The 21,623-nt window shown below is 44.1% G+C and carries 20 protein-coding genes; 3 read left to right on the top strand and 17 right to left on the bottom strand.

The annotated features are described in order from the left end of the window. Positions 1–3: 3 nt before the first annotated feature. From DV872_RS00060 to DV872_RS00115, 12 genes are all read right to left on the bottom strand, one after another. Complete coding sequence (locus DV872_RS00060; protein ID WP_304481663.1) at positions 4–1,053, bottom strand: glycosidase; 1,050 nt, start codon at positions 1,051–1,053, stop codon at positions 4–6. A 279-nt stretch (positions 1,054–1,332) separates the two neighbouring features. Next, a complete protein-coding gene (locus tag DV872_RS00065; protein ID WP_114627785.1) occupies positions 1,333–2,793 on the bottom strand; it encodes an ABC transporter substrate-binding protein in 1,461 nt (486 codons plus the stop codon). Positions 2,794–2,852: 59 nt separating this feature from the next. Then, positions 2,853–3,746, bottom strand: a complete 894-nt coding sequence (locus DV872_RS00070) for a carbohydrate ABC transporter permease (protein WP_114627786.1) — start codon at positions 3,744–3,746, stop codon at positions 2,853–2,855. 11 nt (positions 3,747–3,757) lie between these two features. Continuing rightward, positions 3,758–4,639 (bottom strand): sugar ABC transporter permease, encoded by an 882-nt coding sequence (locus DV872_RS00075; RefSeq protein WP_199563402.1) that lies wholly within the window; start codon positions 4,637–4,639, stop codon positions 3,758–3,760. 257 nt (positions 4,640–4,896) lie between these two features. Then, positions 4,897–5,502 carry a GNAT family N-acetyltransferase gene (locus DV872_RS00080; RefSeq protein WP_114627788.1) on the bottom strand — a complete coding sequence of 202 codons (606 nt, stop codon included), beginning with the start codon at positions 5,500–5,502 and terminating at the stop codon, positions 4,897–4,899. Between the two features lie 972 nt (positions 5,503–6,474). Continuing rightward, a complete protein-coding gene (locus DV872_RS00085) occupies positions 6,475–7,401 on the bottom strand; it encodes a DMT family transporter (RefSeq protein ID WP_114627789.1) in 927 nt (308 codons plus the stop codon). Next, entirely contained in the window at positions 7,398–8,795 is a 1,398-nt protein-coding gene (locus tag DV872_RS00090; RefSeq protein ID WP_158546750.1) for an MATE family efflux transporter, read from the bottom strand. The genes DV872_RS00085 and DV872_RS00090 overlap by 4 nt, the downstream gene beginning before the upstream one ends. Before the next feature lie 68 nt (positions 8,796–8,863). Further along, positions 8,864–10,144, bottom strand: a complete 1,281-nt coding sequence (locus tag DV872_RS00095) for an ABC transporter substrate-binding protein (protein WP_158546751.1) — start codon at positions 10,142–10,144, stop codon at positions 8,864–8,866. Positions 10,145–10,210: 66 nt separating this feature from the next. Beyond that, positions 10,211–11,023: a carbohydrate ABC transporter permease gene (locus tag DV872_RS00100; protein ID WP_114627792.1), complete on the bottom strand. Its 813-nt coding sequence runs from the start codon at positions 11,021–11,023 to the stop codon at positions 10,211–10,213. After that, positions 11,020–11,904 (bottom strand): carbohydrate ABC transporter permease, encoded by an 885-nt coding sequence (locus tag DV872_RS00105; RefSeq protein ID WP_230391357.1) that lies wholly within the window; start codon positions 11,902–11,904, stop codon positions 11,020–11,022. Before DV872_RS00105 ends, DV872_RS00100 begins: the two co-directional genes overlap by 4 nt. After that, on the bottom strand, positions 11,901–15,050 hold the full coding sequence (locus DV872_RS00110; protein ID WP_114627793.1) for a glycoside hydrolase family 2 TIM barrel-domain containing protein: 3,150 nt from the start codon (positions 15,048–15,050) through the stop codon (positions 11,901–11,903). The genes DV872_RS00105 and DV872_RS00110 overlap by 4 nt, the downstream gene beginning before the upstream one ends. Before the next feature lie 5 nt (positions 15,051–15,055). Continuing rightward, positions 15,056–16,138: a LacI family DNA-binding transcriptional regulator gene (locus DV872_RS00115; RefSeq protein ID WP_114627794.1), complete on the bottom strand. Its 1,083-nt coding sequence runs from the start codon at positions 16,136–16,138 to the stop codon at positions 15,056–15,058. Positions 16,139–16,359: 221 nt separating this feature from the next. Here DV872_RS00115 and DV872_RS00120 point away from each other — a divergent pair, with 221 nt between their 5' ends. Then, the gene (locus DV872_RS00120) at positions 16,360–17,790 is read left to right on the top strand and encodes a Sapep family Mn(2+)-dependent dipeptidase (protein WP_114627795.1); all 1,431 of its coding nucleotides are present in this window, start codon (positions 16,360–16,362) and stop codon (positions 17,788–17,790) included. A 251-nt stretch (positions 17,791–18,041) separates the two neighbouring features. Here the strand turns inward: DV872_RS00120 and DV872_RS27205 are convergent, their stop codons facing one another. The 5 genes from DV872_RS27205 to DV872_RS00140 form a co-directional block, all read right to left on the bottom strand. Further along, a complete protein-coding gene (locus DV872_RS27205) occupies positions 18,042–18,368 on the bottom strand; it encodes a hypothetical protein (RefSeq protein WP_370446646.1) in 327 nt (108 codons plus the stop codon). Beyond that, positions 18,295–18,636: a tRNA (N6-threonylcarbamoyladenosine(37)-N6)-methyltransferase TrmO gene (gene tsaA / locus DV872_RS26785; RefSeq protein WP_199563404.1), complete on the bottom strand. Its 342-nt coding sequence runs from the start codon at positions 18,634–18,636 to the stop codon at positions 18,295–18,297. The genes DV872_RS27205 and tsaA overlap by 74 nt, the downstream gene beginning before the upstream one ends. Positions 18,637–18,641: 5 nt before the next feature. Then, positions 18,642–19,463, bottom strand: coding sequence for a hypothetical protein (locus DV872_RS00130; protein WP_114627796.1), 822 nt, complete (start codon positions 19,461–19,463; stop codon positions 18,642–18,644). Positions 19,464–19,533: 70 nt separating this feature from the next. Next, positions 19,534–20,151: a transporter substrate-binding domain-containing protein gene (locus tag DV872_RS00135; protein ID WP_158546752.1), complete on the bottom strand. Its 618-nt coding sequence runs from the start codon at positions 20,149–20,151 to the stop codon at positions 19,534–19,536. A 300-nt stretch (positions 20,152–20,451) separates the two neighbouring features. Continuing rightward, positions 20,452–20,829, bottom strand: coding sequence for a hypothetical protein (locus DV872_RS00140; protein ID WP_114627798.1), 378 nt, complete (start codon positions 20,827–20,829; stop codon positions 20,452–20,454). A 143-nt stretch (positions 20,830–20,972) separates the two neighbouring features. Between DV872_RS00140 and DV872_RS00145 the strand changes: the two genes are divergently transcribed. Both DV872_RS00145 and DV872_RS00150 read left to right on the top strand, forming a co-directional pair. Next, positions 20,973–21,167 carry a helix-turn-helix transcriptional regulator gene (locus tag DV872_RS00145; RefSeq protein WP_114627799.1) on the top strand — a complete coding sequence of 65 codons (195 nt, stop codon included), beginning with the start codon at positions 20,973–20,975 and terminating at the stop codon, positions 21,165–21,167. 3 nt (positions 21,168–21,170) lie between these two features. Then, entirely contained in the window at positions 21,171–21,593 is a 423-nt protein-coding gene (locus DV872_RS00150; RefSeq protein ID WP_114627800.1) for a hypothetical protein, read from the top strand. The last annotated feature ends 30 nt before the right edge of the window (positions 21,594–21,623 follow it).

A 21,623-nucleotide genomic window follows, 5' to 3' on the forward strand; every position in this document is an offset into this window, starting at 1 on the left:
TTTTCATTTTGCTGAGGTATCCAGACCATTCTCCAATAGCAGCAGATTATTTCTAATTAATTCCTTCCGCTGTTCCACACAAGGCATAGATCTATAGGGATCTTCCGGTGTATTAAATGTATAATCGGTCAATTTCTCTACAGAGCTTTTGGCAACATGTACTCTGGTATCACTGGACGCGTAATAGATGAACACATCCCCACGGTCATCCACAATAAGCCCATTACAAAAAACAACATTGGAAACATCACCGCTTCTCTCATTGTCGTAGGGGGCGATTAGATGACCCCCGGGCCTGGCGATAACTTTGGAGGGATCATCAAGACTGGTGGCAAAGATATAAAGAACATATCGCAGGCCGGCAGCAGTATCTCTTACTCCATGGGCAATATGTATCCACCCTTTCTCAGTTTTAATGGGGGCAGGTCCCTGACCATTCTTCATTTCATAGACCGTATGATATTTTTTTTCAAAAATAATCTTTTCATCCTTGATTTCCGCGTTCTCCATGCTTTCACAAAGACAAAATCCGATACCCCCTCCAGAACCGGTTGTAATAAACCCATCCTGCGGTCTTGTGTACAAGGCATACTTGCCGTCAATAAATTCCGGATGAAGAACAACATTCCGCTGTTGAGATGATGCCTTAATATTCGGAAGCTTTTCCCAGTGACTCAGGTCCTTTGTCCTCAAAAGACCCGCTTCCGCCAGAGCGGAGGAACTATCATCCGAATCAGGGTCTTTTCTTTCAGAACAGTAAATTCCATAAATAAACCCATCCTCATGCTTAACCAGGCGCATATCATAGATGTTGGTCTCTTCATCATCGTTGTTTTCCCAGGAAAGAGGATAATCATGGAACCTAAACCCATCTATTCCATTTTCGCTTTCGGCAAGGGCAAAAAAGGACTTTCGGTCTAATCCTTCAACGCGAACGACGAGAATATATTTTCCATTATGATATATGGCGCCAGGATTAAATGCGGCATTGATACCGAGTCTTTCCATGAAATGAGGATTTGTTTCTTTATTGAGATCATAACGCCAATACAAAGGAACATGATGGCGTGTAATTACAGGATTTTTATACCTATCATATATCCCGTTATAAAACGTTTCCTCTATTTCATTTCTTTTTTCAATTAAACGTTCCTGTTTTTGCCAATACTTCAAGTAATGTTCATGCATCATTAGATTGCCTCGTATATGGGGATAAAAATGTAATAGAATCTTGTTGCCAAGAAACAAGGTTTGGAAAAGCTAATTTATTTATAATTGAAGAGGGGAATCTCAACATTCAATTCCGTCGATCTTCCCCTCTGAGGAAAGGGTTTATTTGCTGCTCAGGTAAGAATCTATCTGATTCTGAAGTTCTGTGGCAACAGCCTCTACTCCTGCATTAATCAGAGCTTCTTGAAATTCATCCTTGATGGAATTGGGATCAATCACACCCCGGTCAAGCATTCTTTCGTATGTTTCCAGTACATTTGAAATAGATGCCATTTCGGTTTTTACAGGATTCATATCGGGAAAGAAACCTACTGAATCATAAACATCAGCGGAAACATTGAACTCTTCATATTTGGCCCATTTATTGGGATCTTCCTTGGCAGTGATATAATTAAGGAACTGATTCTGAAGAGCCCATCCCATGGAAGGACGGTATCCATCACTAAGAAGTTCAATAATTCCCTTCTCTTGATCAACGAAATCGTAATGAACACCTTCGAGACCAAAGTTTATCAGGTTATTGAAGTACTTATCTCTGTTCATCAGATCCAGAACTTTAATAGCCTCTACAGGGTGTTTAGAGCTTTGGGAAATAGCCATCATAGAGCCTAGATGAATATCTTTTGTAACCATCGGCTGGTGAAGATTGGCTCCTGCAACGATTGAATAGCCATGCTGATTGGACAATTCTCCTGCCTTGCCGGGGTGGGCAACATGAGAGAAGGCGAACCAGTTTCCGTTATTCCAGTATTTGGTATCGTTGGGATCTTTTAAATCGACTGCCTCAGGCTGAAAATAACCGGCATTGAACCAATCGTACATAGTGGCGGACCAATCCCATTTTTTATCATTTTGCCAGTCGTGCATAACCACACCGTCATGTCTGGAGAATCCTTTGGCCAATTTGTCCCAGTTAGACATCATGGTACGGGGCAGATCAGAAACACGATCTTTAACTACCAGATAGGGGACGACATCGGGTTCTTTCTCCTTGATTAAAGCCAACCAGGGCTCAAGTTCTTTGGGAGTTTTGATATCTTTGATTGGAATATTATATTTTTCGACATACTTTGCATTGTAAAGAAAGGCGTTACCTTCAGCTCCTTCTTTTACAGTAGGAACAGCATAAATATTACCATCAATTACGGGAGCATTCAGAAATCTACCGACATTCTCACGGAGACTAGGGGCATTCTCATCAATAAGATCATTCAGTGCTAACCAGGCATTTCTACTTACTTCCTGTTCAAAATTGCTCCAGGAAGCGGTAAAGGCAATATCAAAATCCTCACCGGAAGCGATCATAAGATTTTTTTTATCATCCCATTCTCCCCAACCGATAAACTCAATGTTAGGGTATGCACCAATCTTTTCACCAGCGTAAGCCTTAATCTCTTCCAAAACCATTTCCTGATCAGCCTGAGCTCCCGATCCTGGCATGTAGATCGTGATTTCTACAGGTTCACCGTCGTTTACAGCTTCCTTCTGCCCTGTGGCAAAAAGAGGAGATGCGATCAAGACCATTGCCAATAAAGCAAAACCCAATCCTATCCTTTTTTTCATAAATTAAACTCCTTATAATTTTCTACCATGCAACGCACAGCATTGATGAACAACTTCATCTACCCTTTAATTGATCCTATGGTCATTCCTTCAACGAAGTATCTCTGGAAGAAGGGGTATGCAAAAATGATGGGACCGATACCGATGACAACCATGGCAAATCGGACTGTTTCGGCGGGTAGATTTTTAAGATTAGCGACAACTTCGGGAGGTGCACCGATTTTCATCAATTGCTCCATCATCTCTATCTTACGCATGGTTTCCAGCATGACAAATTGCAGGCTGAACTTACTCTCTTCAGTGATGTAGAGAAGACTCTGAAACCAATCATTCCAATAAATGAGAACTGAAAAAAGTGCTATGGTTGCCAGAACTGGTTTTGCCAGGGGCAACATGACATTAAAATAAACTCTCCAGTCACCGGCGCCGTCAATTTTTGCAGCATCTAAAAGGGAACCGGGAATGGATGTTGTAAAATAGGTTCGCAGAATTAAAATATGCCAGGGATTCATCAGGTAGGGTATTATTAAGGCTCTGTAATTATTTTTAAAATTTAACATCTTTGTATTAACAATATAACTGGCGACCATTCCACCGTTGAACAGCATTGTTAATAACAAAAAGAAGGTGAAAAATCTTCGAAAAGGCATGTCTGGACTGGAAATCCCAAAGGCATACATGGAAGCCACAAAAAGATGCAGAAAAGTTCCGGTTATGGTGACAAAAATCGTTACTTTGTAGGCATCAATGATGACACGAGGATTCTTAAAAAGAATTGAGTAAGCCTCTAGACTCCAGTCTTCGGGAATGAAGTTAAATCCATTGTTAATCACCGAATCATTACTGGAAAATGAAATTGTAAGCAGTAATATAAAAGGTATCAGTGTGACTGCAATAATAAAAATAAAAACAATATTAAGTGCGATATCTGAACGGCCCTGTATCTTTTTCATTGTCAGCTCCCCTAAAACATAGCCCGGTCAGGGCTCATCTTTCGAATAATCATGTTGAATGTAATAATTGTCAGGAATCCGACAAATGATTGAAAAAGCGCAGCAGCAGATGACATCCCAATATCCCCCACAAGGATAAGAGACCGATAAACAAGGGTGTCCAGGGTCTGAGTTGTTTTAATAAGAGCTCCGGATCCTCTGGTGACCTGGTAGAACAAGCCGAAATCCGAATTAAAGATTCTTCCCAGAGAAAGGATGAACATGAGAGTTATTATGGGCATAAGAAGAGGAATTGTTATCTTCATTATCTGCTTCATCCGACCGGCTCCATCAATGGTGGCCGCTTCATAGATCTGGGGATCAAAGCCCATCATTGTGGCTAAATATATGACAGTGCCATAACCCCAGGCTTTCCAGCTATTGACGATGATGAGAATAAAGGGCCAGTGCTGGGGAGACATATACCAACTAATGGGTTCAAGGTGCAGCGTGTTCTTTAGAAAGTCATTAACATACCCTGAGTGATACCCGAGAAAAGCATAAACCAGATAGCTGACGACAACCATACTGATGAAATGGGGCATGATAATCAAAACCTGGTATATCTTGGCAGCTCGACGATTGCGAACTTCATTGAGTCCAATGGCAAGAGCAACCGAACCAATAATATTGGTAATTATGAAGGTTATGTTATAGCCCAGGGTGTTTCTAATTGCTATCCATGAATCATTATTGGCAAACATAAAGGTGAAATTCTCAAAGCCTATCCATGGACTCTTAAGAATACCAAGACTATAATCTATTTCCTTGAACGCAATAATATTTCCGAACATCGGCAGATAGTTAATCAGTATGAGCAGGATGATTCCGGGCAGCATCATGAGGTATTTCACTCTATGTTGCTTTATTTGTAAGACGTATTTGCTTAATACCACAAGTTGTTCCCATATATAAAATTCGTATAGATTTTTCTGATTTACGTATCTATATTGGCGCGACTTCCCGCGTATTACCATGGGCTGATTTCGGTACTTTATGGATAAATTTCGGAACGGAAAAATTCTATGATCCTATACACAACATTTTTACGTTATGAGAATTCTGTTATCATAAATTGACTGGCCAACAGCAATCTCCCCTGTTCGTCATTCTAAATCTTGAGTCCCATATGGATTGCGGCCCCTAAAGATTGGCTACTTTTCAGAGCTTCAAAACCGATCTTATGGTAGAACCGGATGGCTCCTGTGTTATCATTTCCCACTCCCAGGTGTATTCCCCGGCACTCCGCCTTTCGAAGCCGCTCGATCAGAGCGTCCATCAGCCGCCCTCCAAGTCCAGCTCCCTGATGTTCCGGCAAGATATCAATATGGAGATGGGCCGGATAATCCCGGTCGGTTCCTGGAGGCAAAGTCTCTTCATATTTCTGAAAATGGGAGCGAACTTCCAGATACTCAAATAAACCGAAATTCCGTCGCTGATGTTTCAACTCCGTTAAAATTTCCTTGCTCATTCGTTGTTTGAAAGAGCTGCGAAATTCCCTGGCATTCAAGGCTGACAGAACATATCCGATTACTTTTCCTTCGGTATCCGTCGCCACAAACCCGTTTTCCCTTTCATACCGGAGATAAGGAACCGCCCAATGGAGACCCGCCAGCTCCCGATACCTTTCATCGGTTCCGTTTCTGAAGGTTTGAAAACAGATGTGTTTTAAAGCAGCCTCGTCGGAGGGCTGTAAGGGGCGAATGGTGTAGGACATGATAATAACTCCTTTAGGAAGAGGAATAAAATAGATTAACTGAAATTCTTAGGGATTCTCAGGGATTATCCCTTCTCTTTTTTTATCCCTTCCTATCGGCAGGTATGAGAATATAAGTAAAACTAAACTTTGGCTGATAGAGATAATCAGGGCTTATCCCTGTTGGCTGGTTAACCGGTTGCCGAAATAACAGGAATAAATCTCCCGGGTGGCTTAGATATCATTTCTGGATGCGTTTTGGGAAAGGATATAAATTATCCTGCACCATAAAGAAGAATACTTTGCTATGCGTGACAGTCATGCTAATCTAAAACTGCTGGAATCCAGACGGATTTTACCGCTGGTCTACGTTTCGTAAATTGACAGGGCCTTGAGCCGTGTGCGGTGAAAATTGCTCACACGGTTCTTAGAGGGCAACAGGGACGTAAGTTCCCCGGTCTACCCGGAATCCATGCAATAAAAATTTATGAAACGAGTAGGAGCAAATTCAAATTATTAGAAAATAGAATGTGGGGAAGGAGTAACTGTTTCAAGGAAAATATTAGGATCTATTTGTATATTTTTGTATATTTTTGTGATAGAGAACTTTCACGCTTTGATTCATAATACCGATATACATACTTTGATGGGGAGATCGATACTACAATAATAGTGGTGTTGTTCTTTATATAATCTCATAAAGATACCTCCGAATTGGTTATTTCAGTATTTATTCTACTAGAAACCAGGGAGATCTTAATGAGTATCAAAGTTTTGCAGCAGATTCGGCTATGTCAGAGATCCAGATTTTTCTGCTTTTCAGGCAGGTTTACGCCATGTTGCCTAAAAGATGAAAACGATGTTGAGGCTGTAGGGAAAGTGTAAATTTTACTATTCTTCCAGTTTTTCTCATGATAAAATTTGACCAGGCTGGGGAAATGGAAATGGGAAGATTTCTATCATGGAGTACGCCAATGGGGTCCGTGTTCAGTTTCAGGCCACCATGTGCAATACCATTCCCGAGAGACTGTTCCAGTGATTCTTCCAGTCAATTTCCGACAGAACAATGGCGGCCATGATGATAGAACCACCCAGTATCATGGAACCCGTCAATGGTTCCAGACCAAGCAAGACAGATAAGAAACTACCGAAGAGACACTCCGTAGACAGGAATAAGGCCGCCTTTGTGGAAGTGGTTTTTTTCTGCGCTGCCGTTTGAATCAAAAAACAGAGGCAGGTGCTGAACAGCCCCAGATACAGAACGGGATACAGGCCGGTGGAGAAATCTGCCTGATAGACAGAGCTGGGATCAAGGATTACAAGAGTCAGGATAGACAGGACTGCCGCAGTGAACATCTGGATAAAAGTCAATTTCCCCACATCGACTTTCTTAGAGGCCACATCCAGATAGGATATATGGCAGGCAAAGAGAAAGGCGCAGACCAGAGTCAATAAATCACCCTTATTGAACACGATTCCCTTCCCGGGGGACCATGTCAGGAGCAAAATCCCCAGAAGACAGACCATCGCAAGAATGAATGATTTCATGGGGGGAGCCTTTTTTAGAAGAATCCAGGTGATAAAGGGAACCATGATGACATTTGTGGATGTTATGAAGGCATTATTTGAGGGCGTCGTGTATTCCAGACCGATGGTTTGAGCGAAAAAAGCCAGAAAGAGCAAAATTCCCGCTGGAAGACCGCTTAGAATATCCGATTTTGTTATGGCCAAGATGGATCTGAAGAAGAAGGCAACCATGGCAAGAGAGGCTATGGAAAAGCGCAGGGCCATGATCATACTGGCGCTCATTTGGCTGTCTATGGCGTACTGAGTGGCGATGAATCCCGACCCCCAGATGAGGGCCACTATAATCAGAGAGAGATCGGCCAACAGTGATTTTCCTTTTTTACGAGTCGTCATAGGGCAATATTTCCTTTCACAGGGATGCTCGGCTCCCTGTTGATAAAATGGGCTATTCTTTTATTTTTGTAAACCAATATGCTGAGAATAAAGCGCATAATCTGATCCACCGCGATGCAAAGCCATATAAAAACAAGGTCCCAGTGAAAGACATAGGCCGTCAGCAAGGCAAGGGGAATCCTGAATCCCCAGATCCCGGCACCTGCAATGTACATGGGGATTCGGGAGTATCCTGCGGCCCGGATGGCGCCATTGAATATCCGGGAGAGGTTCTGGGGAATCTGAATAGTACCCATGATGGCTACATAAAGGATTCCGATGGCCTTCAGCTCCGGATTATCGGTCATCAGGCTCATGAACACACCGGGCATTGTGATTAAAAGTAAGGAGGTTCCGACACTGATGCCAAGGGATAACTGCAGAAGCTGTTTGAAATATTGCTTGTACAATTCGGGGTCCTTCATCCCTATGGCCCGGGCCGTTAGGGTGGTCGCAGCAATGCCGAAACCTATAGCCGGCATTTCGGTCAGAGTCTCGGCCTGAATTCCCAGTTGATAGGCCGCGAAGGGACCTTCTCCGTAGGAGAGTATTATTTTACTGAGTATGATGGCCGAAAACTGCCAGAACATACTTTCGAATGAAGCAGGGAGCCCCATGTGATAGATCTTAGCTATCATGTTTTTATCCAGAAAGGAGCTCTCTTTGTTTCTGTTTTTCAGATTAAGCTGCCCTCTTCTACCGTATAGAAGGTACACACCTGCTCCCGCACCTGCAGCCTGGGAGAGGACAAGGGATATCGCCGCTCCCTGAATACCCATGGCAGGGAATCCGAGGGAACCGAAAATCAGAAGATATCCGGAAATGATGTTTACCAGGTTTACCAGAAGGGCTATGAACATGGGGGTTTTCGTATCTCCCCGGCCTTGAAAGCTGGCCGTTACGATCTGCATGGTGATGACGAAAGGAAATCCGAAGATGATAATTCTCATAAACAGCAGGGCCTGTTTCAGAATAGACGGATTGCTGGTGAAAAACTGAAGGAATGTAAGAGGAGTCAGAAAGAGGATCAGGGCGAACAGAATGGATAGGGGGACGGCTGTTCGAAATGTCTGAACGGTGATGTGATCTACTTTCCGGTTGTTACCCTCGCCATACGCCCTGGCTATGAGGATGGTTGCTCCGATACCAATACCCTTATAAAGGCACCAGAGTGTATCGGTCAGACGCAGGCAGATCCCCTGCCCGGATATATCCGCCGCTGTGAGACGACCGATCATCGCCGTTGAGATGACCCCCGCCGATAGCTGAAGGATGTTTTCCAGGATAATCGGGAGGATGAGGATAATAATTTCCGTTCGTATTTGTTTTGTATTCTTCTGTGCAATTGTTTTCAATGATATCCTCTGTGAGTGAAAAAACGGGCTGCCCTGTGACAGCCCGTTTTTTTAAAAGTTTCTGATGATTACTTATCGAACTTGGCGCTCAGTTCATTCTGAAGGTCATTCATGGTCTGGGTTACATCTGCTCCTTTCAGCAGAACCTTGGCCACAGCATTTTTGGAAAGATCCAGGGTTTCTGCAAAATTCTGAGTGTAATTAACCGCAGGAATGCTCTTTCCAATCTCACCGAACATACTGTAGATCTTCTGTCCACCGAAAAACTCATCTCCCTGCTGAAAAATATCAGCCTGGTACACCGGAATGTAGGAGGGGTAAAGACCGTAATTCTTGAATCCCTGAATCAGACCAGCCTGGTCTGTCATGGCATATTCGGCAAAAGCAATAGCCGCATCGGGTGATTTTGTTACCGCGGGAATTGCCAGAACGGAACCACCGTTGGAAGAACCGTTCCTGTTATTTTCATCAAATCCGGGAAGGGGCATGATTCTCCATAGACCCGCTGTATCGGGTGCCGCATCTTTGATGCTTCCGATCAGCCAGACAGCCTCGGGAACTGTGGCAACCAGGCCCTCCTTGATAGATATAATATAGTCATCCCAGCTGCCGTCGTTCACTGTAATGTCGGCATCATAGATCTTTTTTACCATCTCCATTGCCCGGATGGATTCGGCGGAGTTGACTCTGGTATTTCCAGCATCGTCAAAGTAGAAGCTGTCCAGCTGCATCAGAAGAAGGCGGTAGAATGTATCCTTCCGGGAGGTTGCCAGGGGCATCATGGCCACACCTGTTTTTTCTTTTAAAGCAATACCGGCAGTGATAAAATCATCCCATGTTTTAATATCTTCCGCGTGGATACCGCCCTGCTCGAAAATATCGGATCTGTAATAAAGACCGCAGGGGCCCGCATCCCAGGGGTATGCAATGATCTTGCCCCCGGAGGTCGCTTCACCGATCTTTACAGGTAGAAAATCTGATGGATTGACATGGCTCGTCAGATCCAGGAACTTGTCGGGGAATTTGGAGCCGAATTTTGACATCTGCTCACCTTCCAGTGAAACCAGATCGGGGAGCCCAATTCCTGAAGCCAGAGATGTGGTCATTTTACCGTAGATCTGAGTCGTTCCCATCTCTTCAAAATTGAACTTTACATCCGGATATAGCTCCTGAAACCCCGGAGCGACTTCCTCCAGATGGGCCAGGGCCACATCCCAGCTCCAGACAATAAGATTACCCTCGACTTTCCCGCTATCCTCAGACGCAGCAGCTGTTTTCTCTTTGCTACAGCCGGTGAATCCGATAAGCGTTGCCAATAAAACCAATAAAACGAAATTCCCTTTTTTCATTGTATCCTCCATTTTTTATAGATACCAATTGTAAGATACCCTCCCATACGGGACGGTGAGTTGAGACTATTCTTTAACGGCTCCCCCCATGACCCCGGAGATAAACTGATTCTGCAGTATCAGAAATATGACCAGAATGGGTAGAGTCGCAATAGATGTTGCCAGCATGATAACCCCGTAATCTTTCTGCCAGTTATTACCGTCCAGCACGGAGAGGGCAACGGGAAAGTTATACATGCTTTTGGTGCTCATTATGATCAGGGGCCACATAAAACTGTTCCACATGCTTAAAAACATGTAGATCCCCAGGGCTCCCAGAGCAGATTTCATATTGGGAAGGACTATTCGGAAGAAAATTGAAAATTCGTTGTATCCATCCAGGCGGGAGGCCTCCAGAAGGGATTCCGGAAATGATTGCATATTCTGGCGCATAAGAAAGATTCCGAATGCGTTTGCCAGAGTGGGCAGAATAACTGCCTGATAGCTGTTCACCCAGCCTAGATGATTCATCATGGTAAACAGGGGAACATACAGTACCTGAGCCGGGATCATCATGGTGACCATGATGATTGAAAACAGCACATTCTTCAGTCGGAAGTTGTACTTTGTCAGAGCAAATCCCGCCATGGAATGGATCAATAGGGACGCAATCGTATATGTACAGGTGATAAACAGGGAGTTAAAGATGATTCTGATAAGATCTATCTTTTTATTGAGCTCCTGGAGGTTTTCTATCAGGTGAGTGCCTGCTGTCAGAGCAGGGGGTGAACTGAGAATCTCATTGTTTGAATTCCCGGAGGAAACAAACATGAAATAGAATGGGAACAGGGAGACAGCCACCGCAATGATTAGAAACAGATAGGTCAGAAATTTCTTCATGAATTCTCTCTCTTGGACAGTTTGAACTGGATGAATGACAACAGGGCTATGATCAGGACCAGCATATAGCTGATCGAGGCGGCATAGCCGAACTTGAAGAACTGGAATCCCGAATTGTATAGATGATGGCCTGTGGTGATCGTTGCATTGTCCGGTCCGCCGTTGGTGAGAATCAGGGACTCATCGAAGAGCATCAGGGTTCCAATGGTGGAGGTTATACTGATGAAAAGTATGATCGGTTTCATCATGGGGATGGTAATCTTTCGCAGCTTCTGCCAGGCATTGGCTCCGTCGATGCAGGCCGATTCAAACAGGGAGGTCGGGATAGCCTGCAGGCCGGCGATCATGATGACCATATTGTATCCCGTCCAGCGCCAGGTAATGGCCATGATGATGGATATCCGGGCTCCCCATGTGGTGTTCAGCCAGTCGACCTTCGGCAGTCCGATGGACTGGAATAGGTGGTTGATTATGCCGTATTCGGTGTTTAGAAGCATTTTGAAAACGATGGCATAGGCAACCAGTGCCGTTATGGATGGGAGGAACAGAGACATCCTGAACAGGGGTTTGAGCCTAAGGAACTTCTGGTCCAGAATGACCGCTAATGCCAGGGAAATGATGACCATGCAGGGGACCTGTACCAGGAGGTAGATGAATGTGTTTTTCAAGGCACTCCAGAAGACCGGATCCTTCATAAGGGTCATATAGTTGCCGAAGCCGACAAATGAGTACACTCCACTGTCAAATTTCTGAAAACTCAGAACAAAAGAATGGATGATGGGGTAAATCATAAATATCAGAAAAATAATGATGACCGGAGCCAGGAAGTAGTAGGGGGCATTCTTCTGATTTACGGCCAGGGCTTTCATGGGGTTCTTCATTGATTAGGTATCCTTTTTTCTGTCTCCTGGAGCTGTGAGCGTAGCCTTTTCGCCAGATGAGGGGCCTCTTCTCTCCTTCCGGGGATAAGACCCCAGATATAATGAAATGGTTCGGGTTTCAGTGTGTGCTGCGGAAGGGCGTCCGGGCCCCAACTGGCACTTCCCAGACCATGATGGCTTTTATCCAGGGTTAAAATCGGCCGGAGGGAAGGGACAAGATCACAGGTATGTGCAGCCTTCTCCAGAACCTCCCGTGAATAATGTCCGGCGCTGAAGTTCAGCACATCCTGTGCGGCGATACAGAGTCCCCGGTTTTCGTTGTTCCCGATAAAGAGCCAGCGTACATCACAGTGGTTTCCATGTTCCTGTGGAACCACATAGGGGTAATAGCTCTCATCCGTTGTACTGTCATAAAGACCTAGGGGAGAACCCTCCAAGCTATCCCTGTAGTTTTCTCCGGGGCCTCTTCCATACCACTGAAGGTTTGTCATATCTTCCGCCATTTCGAAACGCATTCCGATACGGGGGAGGCTGTCCGGGAGTCTTCCAGACGGACGGCCCCGGGTTTCCAGAGTTATGACTCCCCTTGAGTTCATCGTGAGGATCTCCACTACGGCAATAGACCATTCCATGACGATGGGGGCATAGATTTTTTCGGCGCAGATCCGGATAACTCCTTCCTCTTCGCTTACTGTGATACTGGCTGTAAAGGGTTTAATCTTATTCACCTGGTATTTCTGCCAGTGAAGTTTCGTATTTTTATCATTGTCAATCGGGGCCCGCCAGAAATCCATGGGGAATCCGCCGCTAATCAGCAGATCCTCTTCACAGCGGAGTGTCTTTATGAACCCATGTATCCGATCGTATTCCAGAACCGTGGTTCCTGCCGTAATAAGGAGGGTGTCATTTACCTCGCGTACTGAGATTTTTTCGGCTCTTTTGTCGTGAACCGGTGCCGTATCCTCTTTGTTTTCGACTCTTCGGGGGGGAGGAGAAAATTGAGTAAAAGCCGTCTCCCAGTATTCTGTGGGCCCCTCTCCGGCTGATAGAGGACGGTGGAATTCCATATGGATCAGCAGCTCATCGGAACAGCCGTCCATTTCCCTTCGATCCTGATCGCTGAAGAGCCTTATACTCTCAGCCTCTCCCGGCGGGATCGACGGCAGGGAGATCTCTTTTGTTATCAGTATTTTTTCAGCTGTCCGGACATGGCAGCGGAGGGTCATTCCCGATAGTGTGATAAAATCATAATCGTTGACTATCCGGACAGTGCCATCCTCCATATTCAGATTTTCCGCCCGGACCTGTTCAAGAGCCTTTTTCAACTGTGTCAGTCCCGGAGTCGGTTTACCGTCGGCCTGTACAAGTCCATCGGAACAGAATGCGCCGCTATTGGGAGTATCGCCGTAATCTCCTCCATAGCTATAGTAGGGAATCCCCTGGTCGGTGGTTTTTATCAGAGAGTGGTCTTTCCATTCCCAGACAAAACCGCCCTGAAGACGAGGATACTTTTTAAAAAGATCCCAATACTCCATCAATCCCCCGGGACCGTTCCCCATGGAATGGGCGTATTCACAGATAATATGGGGTTTATCGAGTTTAAGGGCTCCTATTTCCGCCATCTTTTCATGACTTGTGTACATGGAACTATACATATCGGCCGAACAGGCGTCCTTGTCTTCTTCGTAATGAACCGGCCGCGTGGGATCGAGAGACTTGACCAGATTATACGCTGCCTTGAAATTCTCTCCGTAACCTGATTCATTTCCCAGGGACCAGAAGAGTATGGAGGGGTGGTTTCGATCCCTCAGTACCATCCTTCCGATCCGGTCCAGATAGCTTTCCCGCCAACGGGGATCTTCACTCAGTTTATCGGGATTTTCGCAGTAATAGGTCTGGTTACACTCGAGGTCAGCTTCTTCCATCACATAGAAACCCAGCTGGTCACAGAGATCATAAAAAGCCGGCTGATTGGGGTAGTGAGCCGAACGGACCGCATTGATGTTGTTCTGTTTCATTTGCATGAGATCCTCTCTCATCTGATCGACTGTGACAGTCCTTCCTGTCTTTGCATTCCAATCATGACGGTTTACTCCCCTAAAGCGGATGGCTTTACCGTTGACCAGGATCAGTCCGTCCTTCTGATCCACTCTGCGAAAGCCGACTCTTAGCGGACAAATCTCTTTGTTCGTGCCTTCCGGTAGTTCCAGAGACAGGAGTGCACTGTAAAGATACGGATCTTCAGCATTCCAGGAATGGATGGCATTTACCTTTCCTCCCAGGGTGATCCTCGCCGATTCACCTGGTTTCAAATTAGTTGTTTCGTATAGGGATATAAGTGTTTTTTGCTCATCCTTCAGAATCAGGTTTATAGTGATCTCTTCCGGCCGGAGGGAGTGGTTCTCAACCTTCATATCGATTGTAATTTCACCGTCCATCCCGTTCTCCGACAGGGCAGATTCAATGTTGTAATCACTTATGTGGATTAAGGGGCGGGTCATGAGAGAGACGTCTCTGAAGATCCCTGCCAGCCACCACATATCCTGATCTTCCAGATAACTCCCGTCGCAGAATTGATAAACCTTTATGGCTATTGTATTCTCGCCATCCGATAAGAAGGGAGTCACATCAAATTCAGCACTGAGCCGGCTTACTTGACTGTATCCTGTAAAATGTCCGTTGACCCAGAGATGAAAACTACTTTCCACTCCGTCAAAGCGGAGAATGTATTCCATGTCATCTTCTTTTCGGATCATCAGATTCCGCCGGTAGAGTCCCGTGGGATTATCGGTCTGAATACAGGGGACATCCTGAATGGGGAAGGGTGTTACCGCATCGCTGTAGTGGGGGGCTCCGTATCCGGACATCTGCCAGTGTGAGGGGACTGTCATATCTTCCCATCCACTGTCGTCGAATGAAGGGGACTCGAAGGACTCATCCTGAGCAAAGGGGGTCTCCATATAACGGAATTTCCATAGGCCGTTCAGCAGTTTATAACGACCGCTCCGATTCCTATCGAAGGAGAGAGCGGCTTTTTCATCCGCATAGGAACAATAGAACGGGCGGACAGGTATCCGGTTTCTTTCAAGAACATCCAGATTACACCAGTCCTGCCGTTCGAAGCTGTATTTAAATAAGGGATTCATGAGTTTTATTCCTTTTCAGAGCCGCAGCTCTGTCTGATGATGAGTTCATTGGGAACAGCCAGCTTGATTCCTGTGTCCCGTTTAAGACTAATCCGCTCATTGGCCAGACGGGCCGCCATCTGCCCCATTAAATCTGTATGAATCCGCATGGTTGTCAGGGAGGGTGTCAGATACTCTGCTGACGGGATATCATTACAACTGACAATAGAGATATCTTCAGGTATTTTAATGCCATTCTCTCTGAAGGCTTTCAGAACACCGATGGCCATTGTGTCATTTTCTACAAAAACAGCTTCAGGTAGTACCTTATCCATGATCATTTTTTCGGTCAGATTGTATCCATTTTCACAAGTGATTGACCGGTCGACATAAACTAAATCTGGATTGTACAGACCATTTATCTTCATAATTTGTTCAAAATAGGTTTCCCGGGGGTCTTTGACAGGTTCTTCCGTCACAATATTGAACTCCTGCCCCCCTATATAGCCGATTTTTTCATATCCCATCCCTACCATATGATCCAGAACGGTTTCCATCATTTTTTGGAAATCCGTCAGAACACAGTCCGCGCCGGGAAAATGGGGAGCAAAATCCACAAAGATTACCGGACGGTCCGCCTTTTTGACGGCAGTTTCCAGTTCTTTTGTCCACAGACCTACCGACCCGATAATGACCAGAGCCGAATAATCGATCATGTTCATGTTCAGGTTATTTTCCTGTGAGTAGAAAAACTCGCTTGTCAGAAGACCCAGTTCGGCTGCCTCTTTTTTGACACTGGTACGTATTGTCAGATAATAGGGATCTTTTATTTCATCTGATTCACTGTAGAGCATGATCAGCCCCAGATGGCCGGCCTTGGTAATACTCTCTGAACTGCGGGTCATGATCAGCCCCAGATGGCCGGCCTTGGTAATACTCTCTGAACTGCGGGTACTGTTTGTTCTCTGATATTGCAGATCCTGAGCGATCTGAAGGATTTTCAGCTTGGTCTTCATGGTTATGGAAAAGCTTTCATCCTGATTCAGAACTCTTGATACCGTGGCGATGGAGACTCCCGCCAACTCTGCTATGTCTTTTAATCTTGCCATTTATTCACCGTTTATATGATTTTACTAAAACAGTCTATATTATTACCAAGTTTTACTTAGCCGTCAAGAATAAATAATTAAAATATAAGATGAAGCAGGGAAATGCCCTTTAAAGTAGCATTTAAGCCCTTTGGGTTTACTAAAATCTCTTTATAATTTAGTAATAATATATAATATTTACCAAAATCAGTGGTTCTATTTAGTGAAAAAGGAGTTTCTAAATGATTTCTATAGCAGAAGGTTTACATTCTATTGATCAGTTTCTATCCGAAAATCGGGAGCAATTTATCGAGACATTGAACAGGCTTATTGACATACCCAGTGTCCGGGGGGAGTCTCTTCCGGGTAAACCCTATGGTCAGAATTGTTACCTCGTTCTGAAAGAGGCAGAAAAGCTGGCCGGAGAGATGGGTTTTGTATGGAAGAACTTTGATAATTACTGTCTTGAAATCAATCTGCCGGGAGAAAAGGGAGCAGGGATGAAGGATATCGCTCTGTTCGGGCACCTTGATGTCGTTTCCCCAGGAGAGGGATGGAATCATCCCCCTTTTTGCGCTACAAGGCAGGGGGAATACATCATCGGAAGAGGAACCGTGGATGATAAAGGCCCGGTTGTAGCCCTTTTGTTTGCTCTGAAATACCTTGGAGAACAGGATCTGCTGAAGGATAGTCGTGTCAAAATAGTTCTGGGATGCGATGAGGAAAGCGGAATGGAGGATATGGATTACTATCTGAGCAGGGCGGAAGTTCCGGATATCTCCCTGGTTGCGGATGATGATTTTCCTGTCTGTCATGGTGAAAAAGGGATATTGAGGCTGGATCTTACTTTCCCCCTGAAAAGTGACAATATCCTTTTCTTTGAGGGAGGAACTGCTCCCTCATCGGTTGCCGAGTTTGCCCGTATGGAATTGGTACCGTCGGCAACAGCGGATCTGATGCACCAGGAGACAGGGAGTACCGAATGTTCCGTAAGGTCGGGGGAGAACGGTCTTATTCTGGAGACGACGGGACGGGGGGCTCATGCATCCTCTCCCCATGCAGGTTTGAATGCACTGAAACCGCTGATCTCCTTTTTGAAAGACAGAAATCTTATACCCGTGGAAGACCGGGATGTTTTCAAGGTTCTCGGAATTCTCCTGTCTGATGATTACGGCCGGGGGGCATGCATCAGTTTAGAGAGTGAAATTTCGGGTCCTCTGACCTGCTGTGCTACGATGTTGAGGAAAAAAGAGAATCATTTAATTCTCTCCCTGGATATCCGGTATCCCGTTAGAGACAATTCCGAGAGGATAGTCAAGTCTATGGGGGAATTGATAGAACCTGCTGGTGGCGATCTCCAGGTTATCTATGACAGCGCACCTTCTCTGGTTGATGCAGACAGCCCGTTGGTCCGGAAACTGAGCGATTTATATAATAACCTGACCGGCTCCCATAAAAAGCCCTATGTAATGGCCGGGGGGACCTATGCCCGCAAAATTCCCGGTGCCATAGGTTTCGGCCCTGGATCACCGGATGAACAGAAACCCTTTGGCGGGGATCTGGGATCAGCTCACGGCCCGGATGAAGCGGTGAGCCTAGAGACCCTGGAGCAGGCTGTCAGGATTTATGTCGAGGCCGCTGTGATGCTGGATAAAACGTCATCCCCGATGTAAAGCGGCAGATGAGACGACTCTTTATTTTTTTCCCTTTCAATATTGCAGAGACCCGTACTATCTGATCAAAACCAATAAGAAAGGGAAACATCTGTTTCTGATAAATGAAAGCCATGTCCAGATAAAGGCTCCTTTTCTATAGAATTAGAGTCTGAACTGAGATATTTAATGGCCAATCGTCAAGGGCAAATAGGATGTTCGTTCCCCGGTAAAGTCGGAATTTATTTAAGATCAGGGAGACACAACACAAATTATATGGGAGATACTGAGCAAATAAGGGCTGTGTCATTTGCTACTCTAAACTGAATATTAAACTTTCCAAATTCAAAACCGTATATCCTTTCCGGATCATTCTGATACTGTGGTCTGGGATCATTTGATAGCACTCCGATAAGAGCTTCTCTTTTATTTTCAGGTATAATATTGAGCCATTTTTGAGGAATTACCACCTCTATTTTCCTGTATATCTGAGAGTCAGTGAATCCACAAGCAGCCTCAGAATGGCTATCGGTATAGGATAGATACGGCTGAAAGTCCAATCGGATTGGGGCGAAATGGAGATCTGGTACCAAAAACACCCATCTTTTGAGTACCTCCCAGGCGTGGTGGTCGCACCATTGGTGACCAGGTTTCCCTATCAATCTCATAGAACTTCCAGATAAGCCAAATATGTGAAAATCCATCTAATCCTCGAACTGCCGCAGAATTACGATATTCTGGTTCAAATATAATCTTTCCTTCCAACGATTCAATAAGACCGCTTTGCCGCGGAATTCCAAATTTTGTAACAAAATCTGTGTGAATATGGGCAATAATATGCATTTCATTTTTTTCCTGATTGTTCACAAGCTTTACCTGAAGCTGAATTCTTCAAAGTGAATATCATTAATAGACACTCTCTTCTTCAATAATTGCTCAATAAAGCCATATCGCATTCCTTCAGGACCACAAATAAAAGCCGTCGTATCTGCTAAATTGACACTGTTATAATGATTCTCTATGCTGAAATGATTCTTTGTCTCTGTATCATGAATCAAAATTCTGACATTTGGCTTATGTTTGATTGCAGAATTCAATTCATCCTGATAGCTCGCTTCACCGAGGGTCTTCACTGTCCAGATGAGGGTTACATGATAGTTTTCATCGACCTCTGTGATGAACGATAAAAACGGTGTAATTCCTATTCCGCCTGCTATCCAGAGCTGTTTCTTGTATTTTCCATTTTTAAAGTTAAACATCCCATATGGTCCCTGTATGGAAGAACTTACCCCCTCATGCAAACTGGACTGCAATTTAGAAGTATAGTCACCCAGGGCTTTTACCGTCACTCTCAGATTGCAGCATGAAGGATGAGAACTGACTGTAAATGGATGATACTCTGCATATATAAAATCCCACGAACCGGGTATGATTTTCAGTGCTCCATCAAGTCTTAAATTGATGGCTTCTATAAAATTGGCACCGATCCCGATTGGCTTTCCCTGGTCATTTACATAATCAATGGGGGGCCAGGCATTCATCACACCTATCTCAATGGGTGCATTTTCAGTAAGCAATATACGTTCTTCGTTTGTCAGAAAGAATTGTTCTGTTGGAGGCCTCTTTACGGCCTGGAGTGATGCTTCGGGAGGCAGCCACTGCTCAAACAATGAACGTCTATCTTTCTCGGGCATGTTCTACATGGCTTTGTTCAATATTGATGCCAGTTCCGGCCAGTCTTTCCTCACTCCATAACGCTGACCATTAAGCCCTGTTCCATAAAGAGAGGCTACAGCAAGGTTGGTGATAGCGGTTTTTCCGGCCACATAGAAGCGGATTCACAGCGGGGTGTTCTTCCAATACCCTGGCCGTTGATGAGTATTCCTCTACCAGTGCCACCGTTAGACCATCAATATCAGATTCGTTTCGGATTCTGGTCACACCTTTCTGCTCCATAATGACCAGAGGTGTGGGGAGATAGATCTCGGTGAAGTTCACAAACTCTTCGCGTTCAGGCCTGTGGGACATGGTGAGTACCACATCCAATTCCCGATCCTGAACAGCAGTTAGAATTTCAGTCCAACTTAAATCAGGAATTACTTCCATGGTAATTCCAAGCCATTGGCTGAGGTATTCGGTAAACTCCATTGCGATACCGTGGTAGCTTCCATCTTCTTCACGGAAACTATAGGGAGCATAAGAGGAATCCACACCGATTCGTATTACAGAATGATTCTGTATCCAATTCTGTTCCTCAACTGTTAAGGGAAGATCGGGTAAATTGCTGAGGTTTTGTCCGGTTGATGATTGTCCATGTGCCATAACACTCAATAGAACCAGTGTCGTGAGGATAAGAATATTTTGTATCTTTTTGATACACATTTTATATGCCTTCTTATTAACTGATGAATAAGCATAAAAAAGTAGTACTGTATTACTAAAGATAAGTGAACCAAGCACTCGAAGCAAGAGGAAACGTGAATATAGGATCATAATTGTTATGTGTCAATCTTCTTGTGCAGGAATCCTTTATTGTTTTGCGGAGAAACAGTTTACTGTTGAGGATTCTGAGTTCGAAAGTTGGAGGCTATGGGCAGATATTTTTCATAATGTCCTGCACAAGAGCTGGAATATCCAGAGATATCAGCTCTTGTAATAACGAATAAAACCCGGAATAGAATATTACTTCGTTCTCTTCTTTTTCTCTTCAAGAGATTTGGCATTCAGTACTGTAAATAAAGATGTCAGTAGAAAAACAGAACCGACTGAAATGGTAAAATAGTCAAATCCATTTCCTCGAAAGTTGTAGACTCCATAAATAATAAAGATCAGGCCGGATAGGAAGGTAAAGAGAAAGGATCGTAATAAAAAACGCTTTCTGTTTGAGATAGCCTTAATATTTCTGTTTATCAGTGAGTTGATGTACTCTACTTGTTCTTCGCACCTGTCTTTGCAGGCTATTCCATCATCCAGTTCTGCAGCACATTCTTTACATAAGCCTTTGCTGCAGTTTTTGCATATTGCAACAGCGTCTATGTCATTATGATAGTAGCATTTCACTATTGATTCACTCCGTTTCGCATCATCATTTTTGATTTCATCTATTTTATCACATATTTCATGAAGGAATGCAATGTATAGTTGACTTTATGCAATATATATATTACATATGGAATATAATAGTTACATGAAGAGGGGCATTATTGAATCTAAATAGAATAAAGATTGCAAGAATGGAAAGAGACATTACACAAAAAGAGCTGGGCCAACTCTGCGGTGTAACCAGACAAACCATTGGTTTAATTGAGTCGGGCAATTATAATCCGACAATTTCACTCTGTAATAATATTTGCAGGGTACTGGGAAAAACATTAGACGAATTATTTGGAGAGCTATAACAGATGAAAATTACTTTAAAAAACAGGATTATACTAATTGGTGCATTAAATATTGTTGCAGCAATAACTCTGGTTCTTACACGATTGACAGATTTTAATTCCTCATTTTTTAATGGATTTGGAATCGGATTATTTGCTGTTGTTTTTCCATTTTTAATATTTCTAATTATTAAATATAATGATAAAGAATATCAGCAGGATTATGATCTCAGCCTACAAGATGAAAGGATCATTCGAAATATCGAAAGATCTCGGGCTATGGGATATACACTTCAATCTTTGTTGATCATTGCGGTTACTTTAATTTCATACATATCAGATTCGGAAATGTACTTTTGGGTTCTTGCAGTAGTACTTATTACAGTGATATTTACAAAATTCTACAACAAGAGTTTAAATAATAAAAATCAAGAGACCTCTCATTGATTTTTATAAATGGTGATCAGCTATCTGTCT

Source organism: Oceanispirochaeta sp. M1 (assembly GCF_003346715.1).
GTDB lineage: Bacteria > Spirochaetota > Spirochaetia > DSM-2461 > DSM-2461 > Oceanispirochaeta.

Coding starts and splice junctions, on each gene's coding strand:
- DV872_RS00105 (WP_230391357.1), bottom strand. CDS start 11,904: ATGAAGAACCCCATGAAAGCCCTGGCCGTAAATCAGAAGAATGCCCCC.
- DV872_RS00080 (WP_114627788.1), bottom strand. CDS start 5,502: ATGTCCTACACCATTCGCCCCTTACAGCCCTCCGACGAGGCTGCTTTA.
- DV872_RS00150 (WP_114627800.1), top strand. CDS start 21,171: ATGAAAATTACTTTAAAAAACAGGATTATACTAATTGGTGCATTAAAT.
- DV872_RS00135 (WP_158546752.1), bottom strand. CDS start 20,151: ATGTGTATCAAAAAGATACAAAATATTCTTATCCTCACGACACTGGTT.
- DV872_RS00120 (WP_114627795.1), top strand. CDS start 16,360: ATGATTTCTATAGCAGAAGGTTTACATTCTATTGATCAGTTTCTATCC.
- DV872_RS00100 (WP_114627792.1), bottom strand. CDS start 11,023: ATGAAGAAATTTCTGACCTATCTGTTTCTAATCATTGCGGTGGCTGTC.
- DV872_RS00130 (WP_114627796.1), bottom strand. CDS start 19,463: ATGCCCGAGAAAGATAGACGTTCATTGTTTGAGCAGTGGCTGCCTCCC.
- DV872_RS00065 (WP_114627785.1), bottom strand. CDS start 2,793: ATGAAAAAAAGGATAGGATTGGGTTTTGCTTTATTGGCAATGGTCTTG.
- DV872_RS00110 (WP_114627793.1), bottom strand. CDS start 15,050: ATGAATCCCTTATTTAAATACAGCTTCGAACGGCAGGACTGGTGTAAT.
- DV872_RS00115 (WP_114627794.1), bottom strand. CDS start 16,138: ATGGCAAGATTAAAAGACATAGCAGAGTTGGCGGGAGTCTCCATCGCC.
- DV872_RS00070 (WP_114627786.1), bottom strand. CDS start 3,746: ATGAAAAAGATACAGGGCCGTTCAGATATCGCACTTAATATTGTTTTT.
- DV872_RS00085 (WP_114627789.1), bottom strand. CDS start 7,401: ATGACGACTCGTAAAAAAGGAAAATCACTGTTGGCCGATCTCTCTCTG.
- DV872_RS00095 (WP_158546751.1), bottom strand. CDS start 10,144: ATGAAAAAAGGGAATTTCGTTTTATTGGTTTTATTGGCAACGCTTATC.